The 14,531-nt window shown below is 53.7% G+C and carries 16 protein-coding genes; 7 read left to right on the forward strand and 9 right to left on the reverse strand.

Features of this window, described 5'->3' with window-relative positions; all coding sequences use genetic code 11:
• Positions 1-7: 7 nt before the first annotated feature.
• The 3 genes from leuC (at position 8) to MIM_RS19025 (ending at position 2,805) form a co-directional block, all read left to right on the forward strand.
• Positions 8-1,435: a 3-isopropylmalate dehydratase large subunit gene (gene leuC, locus MIM_RS19015; protein WP_025374347.1), complete on the forward strand. Its 1,428-nt coding sequence runs from the start codon at positions 8-10 to the stop codon at positions 1,433-1,435.
• Positions 1,432-2,073, forward strand: coding sequence for a 3-isopropylmalate dehydratase small subunit (leuD, locus tag MIM_RS19020; protein WP_025374348.1), 642 nt, complete (start codon positions 1,432-1,434; stop codon positions 2,071-2,073). Before leuC ends, leuD begins: the two co-directional genes overlap by 4 nt.
• A gap of 225 nt (positions 2,074-2,298) precedes the next feature.
• Positions 2,299-2,805, forward strand: coding sequence for a ClbS/DfsB family four-helix bundle protein (locus MIM_RS19025; RefSeq protein WP_025374349.1), 507 nt, complete (start codon positions 2,299-2,301; stop codon positions 2,803-2,805).
• Positions 2,806-2,819: 14 nt separating this feature from the next.
• Here MIM_RS19025 and MIM_RS19030 read toward each other — a convergent pair whose 3' ends face one another.
• The 6 genes from MIM_RS19030 to MIM_RS19055 all read right to left on the reverse strand — a co-directional run bounded on the left by MIM_RS19030 (position 2,820) and on the right by MIM_RS19055 (position 8,503).
• On the reverse strand, positions 2,820-3,644 hold the full coding sequence (locus tag MIM_RS19030; RefSeq protein WP_245592773.1) for a phosphodiesterase: 825 nt from the start codon (positions 3,642-3,644) through the stop codon (positions 2,820-2,822).
• 4 nt (positions 3,645-3,648) lie between these two features.
• Positions 3,649-4,707 (reverse strand): ABC transporter ATP-binding protein, encoded by a 1,059-nt coding sequence (locus MIM_RS19035; RefSeq protein ID WP_025374351.1) that lies wholly within the window; start codon positions 4,705-4,707, stop codon positions 3,649-3,651.
• A 12-nt stretch (positions 4,708-4,719) separates the two neighbouring features.
• On the reverse strand, positions 4,720-5,520 hold the full coding sequence (locus MIM_RS19040; protein ID WP_025374352.1) for an ABC transporter permease: 801 nt from the start codon (positions 5,518-5,520) through the stop codon (positions 4,720-4,722).
• Positions 5,521-5,529: 9 nt separating this feature from the next.
• Positions 5,530-6,357, reverse strand: coding sequence for an ABC transporter permease (locus tag MIM_RS19045; RefSeq protein ID WP_025374353.1), 828 nt, complete (start codon positions 6,355-6,357; stop codon positions 5,530-5,532).
• Between the two features lie 78 nt (positions 6,358-6,435).
• Complete coding sequence (locus tag MIM_RS19050; RefSeq protein ID WP_025374354.1) at positions 6,436-7,449, reverse strand: ABC transporter substrate-binding protein; 1,014 nt, start codon at positions 7,447-7,449, stop codon at positions 6,436-6,438.
• Positions 7,450-7,486: 37 nt separating this feature from the next.
• Positions 7,487-8,503: a LacI family DNA-binding transcriptional regulator gene (locus tag MIM_RS19055; RefSeq protein ID WP_025374355.1), complete on the reverse strand. Its 1,017-nt coding sequence runs from the start codon at positions 8,501-8,503 to the stop codon at positions 7,487-7,489.
• A gap of 552 nt (positions 8,504-9,055) precedes the next feature.
• Here MIM_RS19055 and MIM_RS19060 point away from each other — a divergent pair.
• Both MIM_RS19060 and MIM_RS19065 read left to right on the forward strand, forming a co-directional pair.
• Positions 9,056-9,325, forward strand: coding sequence for a toxin HicA (locus tag MIM_RS19060; protein ID WP_025374356.1), 270 nt, complete (start codon positions 9,056-9,058; stop codon positions 9,323-9,325).
• On the forward strand, positions 9,321-9,644 hold the full coding sequence (locus MIM_RS19065; RefSeq protein WP_025374357.1) for a type II toxin-antitoxin system HicB family antitoxin: 324 nt from the start codon (positions 9,321-9,323) through the stop codon (positions 9,642-9,644). The genes MIM_RS19060 and MIM_RS19065 overlap by 5 nt, the downstream gene beginning before the upstream one ends.
• A 205-nt stretch (positions 9,645-9,849) precedes the next feature.
• Here MIM_RS19065 and MIM_RS19070 read toward each other — a convergent pair whose 3' ends face one another.
• On the reverse strand, positions 9,850-10,425 hold the full coding sequence (locus MIM_RS19070; protein WP_025374358.1) for a c-type cytochrome: 576 nt from the start codon (positions 10,423-10,425) through the stop codon (positions 9,850-9,852).
• The gene (gene soxC / locus MIM_RS19075) at positions 10,412-11,764 is read right to left on the reverse strand and encodes a sulfite dehydrogenase (RefSeq protein ID WP_025374359.1); all 1,353 of its coding nucleotides are present in this window, start codon (positions 11,762-11,764) and stop codon (positions 10,412-10,414) included. The genes MIM_RS19070 and soxC overlap by 14 nt, the downstream gene beginning before the upstream one ends.
• Positions 11,765-11,894: 130 nt before the next feature.
• Between soxC and MIM_RS19080 the strand changes: the two genes are divergently transcribed.
• On the forward strand, positions 11,895-12,494 hold the full coding sequence (locus MIM_RS19080; RefSeq protein ID WP_025374360.1) for a TetR/AcrR family transcriptional regulator: 600 nt from the start codon (positions 11,895-11,897) through the stop codon (positions 12,492-12,494).
• Between the two features lie 184 nt (positions 12,495-12,678).
• Positions 12,679-13,278, forward strand: a complete 600-nt coding sequence (gene wrbA, locus MIM_RS19085) for an NAD(P)H:quinone oxidoreductase (RefSeq protein ID WP_025374361.1) — start codon at positions 12,679-12,681, stop codon at positions 13,276-13,278.
• A gap of 92 nt (positions 13,279-13,370) precedes the next feature.
• Here the strand turns inward: wrbA and MIM_RS19090 are convergent, their stop codons facing one another.
• Complete coding sequence (locus MIM_RS19090; RefSeq protein WP_025374362.1) at positions 13,371-14,360, reverse strand: NAD(P)-dependent oxidoreductase; 990 nt, start codon at positions 14,358-14,360, stop codon at positions 13,371-13,373.
• Between the last annotated feature and the right edge of the window lie 171 nt (positions 14,361-14,531).

The following is a 14,531-nucleotide window of genomic DNA, read 5'->3' on the forward strand; positions in this document are numbered from 1 at the left end:
AAATAATATGACTGCAAAAACCCTCTACCAAAAACTGCTTGCCTCGCATACCGTCGCCACACTGGACGAGCAGAATATTCTGCTGTATACCGATCTGCATCTGATGAATGAGTACACCAGCCCGCAAGCCTTTGCGGGCTTAAACGACAAAGGCCTGCCCGTGCCTTTGCCCGGGCAGAATGTGGCAGTCGTCAGTCATATTATCCCCACTCACGCGGTCAGGAACCGGATCATTGCCGATCCTGCCTCAGCCCTGCAGGCCAGCAACCTCAAACGCAATTGTGATATGCACGGCATTCCGCTGTTTGATACCAATGATCCATTGCAGGGAATCGAACATGTAGTCAGTCCTGAACATGGCATGATCCGTCCGGGTATGGTTGTGATTTGCGGCGATAGCCACACCACCACATACGGAGCGCTGGGCGCGTTGGGTTTTGGCATTGGCACGTCTGAAGTGGAACATGTGCTTGCGACGCAAACGCTGGTGTATCGTCTGGCCGGAAATATGCGAATAGAGGTTCAGGGTACATTGCCCGTTGGCTGTACGGCCAAGGATCTCATTTTGAAAATCATCCGTCATATCGGTGCTCAGGGCGCCCGGGGATACGTGATTGAGTTTTGCGGCTCGGCCATCAGCGCGCTGTCCATTGAGTCCCGCTTCACACTCTGCAATATGGCTGTTGAAGCGGGGGCACGCGGCGCCCTGATCGCCCCCGACCAGCTCGCCATTGATTATGTACTCGCGCGAGCTACCGATATTACAAGCGACATGCGTGAACACGCCCTGGCGCACTGGGCAACGTTGTTCAGTGATGATGACGCGGTATTTGACGTCACCCATCGCTTTGACGCCAGCGAAGTCGCACCCTACGTCACCTGGGGGATCAGCCCCGATCAGGCTATTTCCATAGAAGAACGCATCCCTGCGGACGAGCCGGAGCAGGCTGGAACGGGAACCCGTTCCTACACTGCACAGGCGCTTGACTATACCGGTCTGACACCTGGCGCATCGCTGGCAGGCACACCCATTCAACATGTCTTTATCGGCTCCTGTACCAACGCGCGCATTGAAGATCTGCGTGAAGTCGCGCAGATTGTAAGAAAACATCGAGTAGCGCCGGGTGTGCGCGCCATGGTGGTCCCCGGTTCCGGCGCCGTCCGGCAACAGGCAGAGGCAGAAGGTATTGCGCAGATACTGATTGATGCCGGCTTCGAATGGCGTCAACCCGGTTGTTCCATGTGTCTGGCCATGAACGATGATGTCCTTGGTTTCGGCCAGCGCTGCGCCTCCACCACCAATCGCAATTTCGAAGGCCGGCAGGGCCGCGGTGCCATCACGCATCTGATGAGCCCGGCCATGGCCGCTGCCGCTGCCATCACAGGCGTCATTACCGATGTACGCAAGCTGAAATCAACCGGAGAATCTTTATGACTAAGCAACATGTCATCGCGGGCATCGCAGCCCCCATCCCTCAGCCCAATCTTGATACCGATCAAATAATGCCAAAACAGTTTTTGCGCGGTATAGACAAAAAGGGACTGGATAAGGGCCTGCTGTACGACATGCGATTTGACCGGCAGGGTCGGCCTGTTGAGGATTTCGTCCTGAACCGCAAAGGATACGCCCATGCCAGTATCCTGGTGGGCGGCGCCAACTTCGGCTGTGGCTCAAGCCGCGAGCATGCCGTATGGGGGCTTAGCCAGTTTGGCATACAAGCGGTTATCGCGTCCAGCTTTGCCGAAATTTTTTACTCCAATGCCATGAATAACCGTCTGTTACTGGTTGTTCTGAGCGAAGACGAGGTAAAGCGCATCCTTGCAGACGTCGCGACGCCACAAACCGCGCATGTGGCAATCGATCTGGTCAATATGACGGTTCAAAGTCATCGCACCCGCGCCCGCTTCACGCTGCATGAACGCCATCGCCGCATGTTTCTGGATAATCTGGATCTTGTCGATGCAACACTCACGCTGAAACCGCAAATTGACGATTTCGTGACCCAATATCAGCAGCGATATCCATGGCAAACCAACGTGGCAGACAAGACGGTCGCACGCTTAAGAGGCTGAGCCGATCGGCTTGCCGGGAAATGCGCAAGGCTTTCCCGGTGAGCGCAGTTGTTTCCCCACCGTACCGATCGCTATCTGATGAGCACAGGAATGTCACACGAAAAATCTGTAGCGCAAATCAAGATATAGATCAAAACGTGATTTGCGCAGATGCCTTAAAATTCAAACTGATTAAAACCGACATCACACCGAGTGGTGGCTATACAACGCATCAAAGGCCTTGTCGTGAATACATACCCAACCAAAGAATCATTTAAAGATGAGCTAACCAAACGCGCTCAGTTATTTATTTCCGAGTTTGAAGATATTGCAGAATCCCAAAGAGATCTGATAAAACCGGGCGTAGATCGCAGCCCTGCACAGATGCTTGCCTATCAGATCGGATGGATGGATTTATTGCTCGACTGGGAACACGATGAACAAAGCGGCAAAACGGTGACCACGCCCGCCGCGGGTTTCCAGTGGAACCAGCTTGGCGGTCTGTATGCATCGTTCTATCAAAAATGGCGCGGTTTCTCTCTTGAGCAGTTACAGGTCGAATTCGCGAATCGTCTCATTGGAATTATCTGTCTTGTCGATTCATTTTCGGATGAGGATTTCTTCGAATCCGGCCGCCGCCAGTGGGCATCGTCTACCCCTGCCGCCTGGCCGGTCTACAAATGGCTGCATATCAACACCGTCGCGCCGCTCACAACCTTTCGCACGAAAATCCGCAAGTGGAAACGCGGGTAGCCGGACGCAGACGCTTAATCAATCAACGCCCCATTCTCATGAAAAGGATACGGCCCCTCAAACTGCCCGGAGGGCGCCAGGTGAGAGACCAGTCTGGTATTGACTTCATCCCAGGCATGCACCCGGAAACCGGGCGGCTCCAGCATCCATGATGATTCGGCGTTTACATCCAGATCCAGCGTTACCTGATGGGCTGGCGCTGGCGCAGTAGATGCGATGGTTCCACCAAAACGAACGTCGATCACCCTGTGCAGATGCCCGCAAATAATGCGTTCAATATTGCTGTATTGCGAAACAATCTCCCTGAGCTCTTCTGTTCCCGCCTGCAATCCAATTTTGTCCATATGTCCGATCAGGGTCCTGAATGGGGGATGATGCATCGCAATAATCACCGGCCGGCCATCGCTGGCCGCCAGCATCTCACGCAACCATTGCAATCGCGAGGCACACAGCTGCCCGCCACTTTGCCCGGGAATCATGGTATCCAGCGCAATCAGCCGCAATGGCCCGATATCCACCGCATACTGGATGAACTCACCCGACTCCATATAGCTATGTTCGGGGAAGGCGGCGCGCAGGTTTGCCCTGTCGTCGTGATTCCCCGGCAGAAGATAGAGCGGCATATCCAGCGGCGCCAGCAATTGACGCAGATGTGCGTATTCGGCAGGTCGGCCAAAATCGGTCAGATCGCCGGTTAGTACGACCGCGTCCGGCTTCTGACGCAGCCTGAGCAGCGATTCGACGCAAGTACGTAAATAAGGTGCAGTATCCAGACGGCCATAAGCCAGCTTGTTGGGTTCCCGAATATGCAGATCGGTGATTTGTGCAAGAATAGTCATGATGTCAGTTGTCATAAGCAGGAAGGAAGCGCGCCGTGTCGATATGCAGCCCGATCACTTCGCCTTCGCGAAAAAGGGTATCACCAGGCTGCTCTGCCATCAGAAGCTGCTGATCTGGCGTTCTCAATTGAAACTGCACGCGGTCTCCCAGGAAAATACGACGTTCTACCGTGGCCCGCGGGTATCCCTGGACGACAGGGCCAATACCAATATCTTCGGGTCGCAGCAGAATGGCTGGCTGCGATCTCAGATGTTCCGGACACGCAAGCACGGCATTATCGCCAAATGAAATAACGCCATCTGTCATGGCTTTATCATCACGCTCCACGCGGTTCACGCGTCCCAGGAACTGCGCCACAAAAGGATGCGCCGGCTTTCTGTACAAAGACTCGCCATCGCCTACCTGTACAATCTGGCCGGCACTCATGATCGCCAGCCGATCGGCAATCGCCAGGGCCTCGTGCTGGTCATGCGTCACATGCACGGTGGTAATGCCCAGCCGATGCAGCAACTGTGCCAGCTCGTCGCGCAACGCTTCTTTCAGCTTGGCATCGAGCGCCGCCATCGGCTCGTCCAATAGCAACACACGCGGCTTGACGGCAACGGCACGCGCCAGCGCAACGCGTTGCCGCTGACCACCCGACAATTCTGCCGGTCGTTTTTTTTCCATGCCATTGAGCCGGACCAGATCGACCAGTTCAGCAACGATTTGCTTCTGCTCCTGATCCGGTACGCCGCGCACCTTCAGCCCATAGGCAATATTCGCCTGTACTGTCATCTGCGGAAAAAGCGCATAACTCTGGAATACCATGCCGATCCCCCGCTTTTCCACCGATAGATGCGTCACATCCTGGTCTGCAAATAAAATCTGACTGCCTGGATCAGCACTCTCCAGCCCTGCCAACAAACGCAATAAGGTCGTTTTGCCGCAACCAGAGGGGCCAAGCAGCGCAATGACTTCACCCGGCTCGATGGTCAGACTGACCGGCTGCAGACCGCGCGTGCCGTCGGGATAGGTCTTGGCGCAATTAATAATATTGATGCGTGTTTTTTCAATGTTCATGATAAGTATAATTCAGTTGCCATAGTGTTTCTGTACCCGGCTGGCAAGTCCCTGCAGCAACCAGAGAATGGGCAAAATGACCAGAATAAAAACCAGTGTGTAAGCGGAACCCACTTCAATACGCATGGACGCGTAGCTATCGGCCAGCCCCACCGGCAACGTTCGGGTCATGGGCGTATGCAGCATCCATGTAAGATTGAACTCACCAATGGAAAGCGTAAAGACCATCAGCATGCCTGCCAGAATGGCCGGAAACACAGCCGGTACAAGCACACCCAGAAAACGCTGAAAAAACGACGCACCCAGCGTTCTCGCCGCCTCTTCAATCGCCAGCAGGTCCGGCCGCTGAAAAGCAGATGAGACCGTGCGCACCATGAAAGGCAGCGTAAAAAGAATATGCCCGATCAGAATAAAGCCGAAACTTTGTCGCAGCAGATTGATTTCACCGTAGGCGAGAATCAGCGCCAGCGCCGTGGCCAGTCCCGGCACCGCAACCGGCAGGGTCAGTACTTCTTCAAAAGCACGGGCAAAACGCGAACGACTGCGCGCCAGGGCATAGGCACAGGGCACACCAAGCAGTAATGTGCAGATGACGCATACCAGCGCCAATATCACAGATGCGCTTACAGTAGACCCATACACAGACCATACTTCTTCGATCCAGCGCAGGGTCAGACCGCTTTTGAGCCCTGTTCGATAGTTATTCACCAGGCCTGCCATCACCGAGATGATGACCGGAATGAACATGAACAGACACACCACCAGGGTGATAAAAAACAATAAAGGGGCGGATTTCTGAGGTTGAGTCGTCATGACACACTCCTATGCAGCAGCCGAGGACGTACCGGCCATGCGTGCGATGAAGAGCACCGCCCAGGTCACAATGCCCAGAGCAATCGATAGCGATGCCGCGAGCGCAAAATTGGCGTAATTGGTAAATTCGTTATAGATGGTAATGGGCACCACTTCGAACTTACTGGCCAGTGTGAAGGCAGTACCAAACGCGCCCATCGCGGTGGCAAACACGATCGCACCACAGGCCACGGTGGTGGGGGCCAGTTGCGGCAGCCAGACATCACGTGTGATTTCCCAGCGCGACGCCCCCAGTACCCGGGCGGCTTCTTCCAGCTGACCATCCATGGCCTCGGCGGCGGCCGTGTAGGATGCAATAGCGCGCGGCAGCGAGAAATACAGATAGCCAAGAAACAGGCCGACCACACCGTATGCAAAGGTGATACGCCCCATACCCAGCATACTGCCGATATCAGCCAACCAGCCCTGTCGGCCACCCAGCAGAATAATAAAGAAACCAATAATGACGCCAGGGAAAGCCAGCGGCGCCGTCAATAAGGAAAGCAGCACCTGGCGACCGGCAAAACGTCGGCGTGCCAGATAAATGCCCACGGCACCTCCAACCACCAGCGTCACCAGCGTAGTCGCCAGCGACAGCAGCACCGTATTGATCATGCTCCACATGTACCGGGAATCGGTCAGGACAAGAAAATAGGTCTGCCAGCCCTTTTCTGCAGGAAGCGCAATCAGGCGCACCACCGGCAGTATCCAGAAGGCAATGAAAAACACCGTCACCGGAGCCAGGCACACGAGCAGCGTCGAACTGCGACGGCCGGAAGCGGAAAGAGGGGCGGACATACTTTTTTTCCTGTCTTGTCTATTTCACATGTAATCAATAGCCAACAATGCGGCGCTTAAGTTGCTGCGGCACGACCATTAACGTACCTCTTTCATATAACGTTCGGAAAAATCACGCTGCACGTCCGCCATTTTTCCGTAATCGATAGTCTTGACACGCGCATAATCCGCAGCCGGCAGAAACTTGGCCTGCACATCGGCGGGCATGGCGCTGGCACGCACCGGGCGCAGGAATGCGCGTGCCCAGATTGCCTGACCTTCGTCGGACATCACAAAATCCAATGCCTTGCGTGCATTGTCGGCATGCGGCGCATTTGCAACAAGACTCATCACATAAGGCACGGCAACCGTACCTTCTGCTGGAATCACGAAAGCCACATTGGCGTTGTCCTTATATTTCGCCCGGTAAGCATTGAAGTCATAATCCAGCAAAATGCCGATCTCACCAGACAGCAGGCGCGCATAGGAGGTCTGCTTGGGCACAATGGGGTCGTTCGCCTGCAGGGCTTTAAAATAATCAATACCAGGCTTGAAATTGTCCAGCGTGCCGCCCAGTGCCACGTTGGCAGCAACGGCGCCAACATAGCCGACAAACGCAGATGATGGATCCAGATAGCCGATCAAACCCTTATATTCCGGCTTGAGCAGGTCTTTCCAGGAACGTGGTACGGGTTTGCCTTCCAGCGCATCCACGTTAACCATAAAGCCCATGGTGCCACTGTGCGTTGTGAACCAGTGACCATCCGTGTCTTTTAGATCGGCGGGAATATCTTCCCAGTGCGCCGGCTTATAAGTGCCCAGCACGCCCTCTTTTTGTGCCTGAACAGCAAATGAAATACCCAGATAGGTAATGTCTGCCACAGGGTTGGCTTTCTCTGCCACCATCTGGGCCAGCGATTGCCCGGAGTTTTTATTGTCCGGTGGAATCGTAACGCCGGTCTTGTCCTTGATGGCTTTGAGCTGGGTACCCCAGTCGGCCCACTCTGTAGGGCAGTTATAACAGATGGCGGTTTGTGCAGAGGCAGAAGCGGCGGCAGCGAGGCCAAGGCTTAGCAGGCCCGCCTGGGCAAAACGTTTCAGAATGCGTGACATCCTAATCTCCAGAATTAAATAGGCAGTGATATATGTTTCAGGAATTGGCGCAGTGAGATATTGGGGCCTGCGCGCAGGACTCGCCCCGATGAAATTCGTAGTCAAGCGTAATACTGTCGCCGGCTGCGGGCACCCTGCCCGCTTCAATGGACCTGACCAGCAACTGCACGCCTTCATGACCCATACGTGCATTGGGTTGCGCGATCGTTGATAAGGCCGGTGTCAGATCCATGCCAAGACCGATGCCGTCAAAGCCGATCACACTGATATCCTGTGGCACCCGCAATTGGCATTGATGGGCTGCCCTCATGGCACGAACGGCCAACAGATCGTTGGAGCAGACCAATGCAGTGGGGCGGGACTCAGCGCCTAATACACTTGCAATATTGTCGATCGCTGTTTCAACAAACGGCACTTCTATCAATGCTGCAGGCTTCAGGCGTGCTTTCTTCATCCCTGCCACAAATCCCGCATAACGCTGCTGCGCCCGATCAGAGGCCTGCAGCTGGCCACACACCATGGCAATTTTCGTGTGTCCAAGCTGCACCAGCTCCTGCACCAAATCATGTACGGCCAGTTCGCCTTCAACCGACACACAGGGATGATCGGGATGACGGTTGTAAACCAGCACATAAGGTGTTTCCTGCGCCTGCAACTGTGCCACGGCTTGCGATGAGTCTGCATCAGATACCACCAGAAGCACGCCATCAACACCGAAAGCCTGCAATTGCGCGACAGCTTCAATTTCATTCGCGAGTTTGTATTCTGTGGTGGCCGGCATGATGGCATAACCATGGGCCGCTGTTGCCTGTGTAATACCCTGCAGACATTCTGCAAATACAGGGTTGTTCAGTGTTGGTAACACGACACCGATCACGTGACTGCGTTGGGTTCGCAGCGTGCGTGCCGATGCATTCGGACGATAGCCGTGCTCCAGCGCAACGGCCAGAATCTGCTCGCGTGTTCGCTCGCTTACCAGGTGTGGCGCATTGAAAACGCGCGACACCGTTGCAGGCGAAACACCCGCCTGAGTGGCAATATCAAGAATCGAAATCCGGTCGCTGCGATTTTTCATGGCATTGAAAACGTCTTATGAAAACGATTTCATTTTAGGCTAGCACTGTTACGTCGTTGTGACAATCATGCACTGCAGCAAGCGTGGGGATTGGTGAAGGAGACGATTCGTCGAAAAAATTGTTAGGTTTAGGGCCTAGTAGATTCCGATATTGTGGGCGGCTAAAAGCAGCAATAGACTCGGATGATTCGACGCAAACAATTTATGTGAGCACTCACAAGGCGTCATCCAAGTATGAGCTTCTCACACAAAATGACATTGAATCTGAGATGAAAAAACGAATCCGATTTACAAAACAAATATTACCCGGTTGGCACTTAGCGATTCCTGGCGTAATTGGAACAACGCAGGGACCGATAACCTTCCCTGATATTGATGACTCGCCCTGGAGTACAAAACAAGACGATCAATTGTCCACTGACTACGATAAAACGGTCACTCACCGCCCATCACTTTTTTTTCATAGATTGCATTTGTTGAAATTTGGTCTCAATATTGATACCATAAATTCTGTTGCACGATGGTGATACTGTGGCTGGATTAATGAAAATTCTGGCAAAGATGAAAAATGAACCTGCAAATGTCCGCTTTTCAGAATTAGTGAAGATTTGTACCCATTTTTTTGGCAAGCCACGCTTTAGCAGCTCCAGCCATATGATCTTTAAGACACCATGGCACGGCGACCCTCGAGTCAATATTCAAAACAGTAACGGCAAAGCCAAAACCTATCAGGTCAAACAGGTCTTGACTGCGCTGGAACAGCTCAATAACGCGAAATCAATGTTAGACCATGAAAATTAACGTTAATCACTATACATACCGAGTCAGTTGGTCTCCTGAAGATCAGGAGCATGTTGGCCTGTGTGCCGAGCTCCCTTCTTTATCCTGGCTGGCAGGTGATCCAGCAACGGCTTTAACTGGCATTATGCAAGTCGTTGCTCTGGCGGTTGAAGATATGCAACGTAACGGAGAAGTCATCCCGTCGCCAATTGCAGATAAACAATATAGCGGGCAGTTCCGAGTACGGGTACCTCCTTTGGTTCATCGAAATCTCGCCATCGCCGCAGCAGAGCAGGGAGTGAGTATGAACCGATTAATCAGTGCGAAGCTGGCCGGCTAGCCAATGACAGTGGCCGCCTCACATGCGGCTAAAACATCGGGGCAATAGGCTTCCAGTTCCGTCACATATTGACTAGCTCTGAACGTGAATATGCCACAATTCCAGAGTGTCAAATTTTGAAGATGGCGTCAGCCTGACATACCGCAATCGTATCGGTATAGCCAGGCCGCTTACTTCCAGCATTGCCGTCATATCACACAGGCAATTACTTCTTCAGACAATCCTTCATACACCGTTCATTTTTAGTGTCCGGTCTATCATCCACATAGAAGCCATCCCGATTGGGCATCTTCACTGCTGCCAGTGTTTTCGCATCCAGTGTCGCGTCGCCCGGCACAATATTATTTTTGCTCAACAAATAGGCCGTCACGCTATACACGTCCTCGTTGCTCAGCGATTGCGGGCTCTGGAATGGCATGGCGCGCCGCACATAATCGAATACGGTCGTCGCATATGGCCAGTAACTACCAATCGTTTTTACCGGTTTATCTGTAGCCAGGCTTCCCTGCCCGCCAACCAGTTTCGGCCCCAAACCACCTTCCAGATTCACGCCGTGGCAACTCATGCACTGGGTTTTATATACTTTCTCGCCCAGCGCAACCGTACCCTGCCCACCAGGCAGGCCGGTGCCATCAGGATAGACATCGATATTCCAGCCTGCGATCTGCTCATGACTCGCCGGCGTACCCAGTCCTTTGAAATCATGGGCCTGCTGGGCATAGATGACAGATGACATAGCCATAAGACAGGCGCCAAGCATAATGGGTTTAAACGCGTCCATTGGTGACCTCTCCGGTTGTAGCGATCTTCCATGGCTGGACCGCATTATTATGATAAAAGGACATGGTGCCACGAGCTTTAATCAGTTGATCCAGCGTTGGCTGTACATAACCGGTTTCATCAACAGCGCGGCTCATAATGACCTGTTCTTCGCCATTCCAGTCAAACAAGAAGCGGAATGCCGTCAGGGCTTTGCTAATAACGGGTTCCTGCAATGTGGCTGGTTGCCAGGTATTGCCACCGTCCGTTGAAATATCAACAGCCGTGATTTTTCCATGCCCGCTCCAGGCAATACCGCGGATTTCGTGCGTACCCTTACGCGTGAGCTTATGCGTGCCCGATGGCTGAGTAATCAGGGACTTGCACTCCATCACAAATGAAAATTTGCGCGCACGTCCATCGGCCATCAGGTCTGTATATTTACCGGTCTCCTCTCTGGTATAACCCGGCTGATCGGTCACATGCAGCCGGCGCAACCATTTGATGCTCATATTGCCTTCAAACCCGGGAACAAACAGCCGGATCGGGTACCCCTGTTCTGGTCGTAACCGTTCGCCATTCTGGCTATACACCACCAGGACATCGTCAAGACACTTTTCAATTGGAATACTGCGCGTCATGGCCGCACCATCCGCCCCCTCGGCGACAATCCATTTCGCTTCTTTTTTCAAGCCCGCATGTTCCAGCAGGGTTTTCAGGGGTACCCCTGTCCATTGCGCGCAACTGACCAGGCCCGCGACCTCGGCCGCCGTTTTCCCATAAGGTGGCAAAAAGGATGGATTGCCGGAACACTCCAGAAAATAAATGGGAGACACACAGGGGAACTGCCTGATCTCATCCACCGTGAACACCAGGGGTCGCTCTACCAGTCCGTGCAACATCAAACGATGTTCAGCAGGATCGATTTGCGGCACGCCAGCATGATGTCTCTCATAAAACAGACCGTTAGGTGTAATCGCGCCATCGAGTTCCTGCAGAGGCGAGGTGCTATAGGCAGACATCGGCTCTTTAAGGCCGGGGTACATGTTTCTGATCGCCTTTTTCTCAAAGGCAGATGGCTTGCCATAAGGGCTTGCCGTTGGGTTACCCAGGGAACGGGTCCACTTGGGAATATTGGGTGGCAGGTTCGCCACAGCATCGGTTGCGACCTCTTTCGCAACATCTGCCGCCAGCGCTTCACGTGCCATGCCAGCCGTAGCCACTGCCGTCACAACTGCACTACTGTGCAGAAGAAAATGGCGTCGACCAGCCCGTGTTTCCGAGGCCAGAGGCGTGGCCGGCGACACAGCCGGGTCGGCCGGCTCGGCAGCGGCCAATGTTGATGCATTGTTTTCGTTCATACTGTCTCCCCGCTTAGGCATTATCAAACCGACCGATCGGTCGGTTTGTGTATAATAACCAGATGGCCAACGCTTGGCAAGCTCATCTTGCTGCTAAAATCGGATCATTGACAACATCTGACGCGCCATCATGGCCACACCCCAAGCCATCGCCACGGATTCATCCGGGCAAACCCTGCAACAGCGCATCCTGAAAACGGCAGCGCAACTTTTCGCCACCCACGGTTTCCATGCGGTTGGCATGCAGGCATTGTGCGACGCGCTGCAAATCAGTCGCGGCGCCTTCTATCATCATTTCCGTAGCAAAGACGACGTTCTGGACGATATCTGCACTCGCTATATGACAGAGTTGGTGCACAAGGGTCTGCAAACTTTAAGGGATGAGAGCGATCCGGAGCGCTGTCTGCAACGGCTTGGGCAGGATCTGCTGGAGGTGATTGCAACAAACCTTCCTGAGCTGACCGTATGCTTTCGCGAAATTCAGAGCCTGGGCATTGAGCGTCGTCAGAAAGTCATCGCCCTGCACCGTAAGTACGAATCGCTCTGGAAAGAAACGGTCGAGCGCGGTGCGCAGACCGGGGTGCTGCTACCCTATTCACGCACGCGCATGAAAGCGGTACTGGGCATGTATTATTACAGCTATCTGTGGCTCAATCCCGCCCGCGCCGACGAGTTGGCAGGGGCTATTGAATCCTTCAATGACATCACCTTAAAAGGCCTGCGAAAATAAATCATCTGCATGCCGCTGGCGAAATACACCAACCCGCCATCTACCCAAAGACTATTTGTTAGCCATCGCACAACCCCCGTCACCTGTACGACACCGCTTTTTACTATACTGAACGTATTGCATTTCGTTCCTACCCGGCAGGCATCCGCCAGCCGGTTCATTTATCAATGACAGGAGTTTTAGCATGACGAAGATATTGGTACTTTACTACTCCATGTATGGTCATATCGAGACCATGGCAAACAGTGTTGCAGAAGGCGCCCGCCTTGTACAGGGCACTGAAGTGACGGTCAAGCGGGTTCCCGAAACAATGAATGAAGAGGCCTTCCGAAATGCGGGCGGCAAAACCGATCAGGCTGCGCCGGTTGCGTCTCCTCAGGAACTGGCTGACTACGATGCCATTATTATTGGCACGCCAACCCGATTTGGCAATATGGCGGGCCAGATGCGTACCTTCCTGGATCAAACTGGCGGTTTGTGGGCAAAAGGCGCCCTGGCCGGAAAAATTGCAAGTGTATTTACTTCCACCGGCACCGGCGGCGGACAGGAATTGACCATCACCTCTACCTGGACGACTCTTGCCCACCATGGCATGGTTATTGTACCCATCGGCTACACGACTCCGGCTCTGTTCGATATATCACAAGTCGGCGGCGGCACCCCTTACGGCGCCTCTACCATTGCCGGTGGCGATGGTTCGCGTCAGCCTGATGAGCGCGAGTTGAGTATCGCCAAATATCAGGGAGAGTATGTGGCGAAACTGGCGGTGAAGTTGAAAGGTTAATTGAATCAAGCGCAGGCGCTGGTCTCACGGGCCGGTGCCCTGCCTTGGACTATATCTGTACTTTGGCAGCAAATAAAAACCGCTGTTTTTTGTTAGAACGGCGCGTTCAACTTTGCCATCCTCTCCAATGCCCGTTGCGTCACCTCCGGATTGACCAGTGGCGTTGGCAGTTTTCCAGCCAGCAGATCCAGCGTCTGGCTCACACACAACTGGCTGATGCGGCGCATGCTTTCATTGGTTATCCCCGCGACATGGCTGCTTAGGATGACATTTGACATCGTCCTCAGTGGAGAATCATCCGGCAACGGTTGCGATTCAAAAACATCCAGTGCAGCGCTGATTTTCTGCTGCGCCAGCGCATCCACCAGATCGCTCTGATTGATCACCGCGCCCCGCGACACATTGATAATACTTGTGCCCTGCTTCATCAAGCCCAATGTACGCCGGTTTGCCAAACCACGGGTTTCTGCAGTCAACGGGCAGGCAAGCACCACAAAGTCGGCCATCTGAAAAACATCATCAATGGACGCCGCACCGACATAGTCCGGCAATTTACTCGGGTCACGCCGATAGCCAATAACCGACATACCAAACCCGTAATGGCACATGCGAGCCAGCGCCTCGCCAATCGCGCCAACGCCAATGATCCCGACGGTTTTGCCATGAAGTTCCGCAGCATGATCGGATATAGCACGCGATGCACTCCAGCCTTCGCTGCGAAGCAGCGCATTTACCATATGCAGGCGACGTGATAACAATAGCATTTGCCCCACTGCATACTCCGCCACGGCAATGGCGTTTGCACCGGGAGTATTACTCACGGGAATACCCATGACGGTGGCTTGCACAACCGGCACAATATCAACCCCGGCGCCGTGCCGAACAATGCCACGTAGCTGATGGGCGTGCTCAAGAACCTCAGCAGAAACCGGCGAACGCACAATTAGCACATCGGCATCGCGGATTTCTTCGGCAAGCGCTTGCGGATCCATCGATGAAGCGACACGTACTTGTGCATGTTCACGCAGACGCGCTGTTTCGTCGGGATCGATCGGGTTGGTCAGCAGAACAATCGCACTCACGGGTACTCCTGGTTTGGGTTGATTCATCAATAATAGGCGGCAACACATCAACGGTGCCCGCAACCAATAGCGGGGTCTGACGACGGCGCTTAGCAAATGCGCAGTGTACCGTGGAATCATGCCTGACACATCATCAGGCTGAATCCACAGAAGCTAATTTTCAATTATTGC

The sequence above is a fragment of the Advenella mimigardefordensis DPN7 genome, assembly GCF_000521505.1.
Lineage (GTDB): Bacteria > Pseudomonadota > Gammaproteobacteria > Burkholderiales > Burkholderiaceae_B > Advenella > Advenella mimigardefordensis.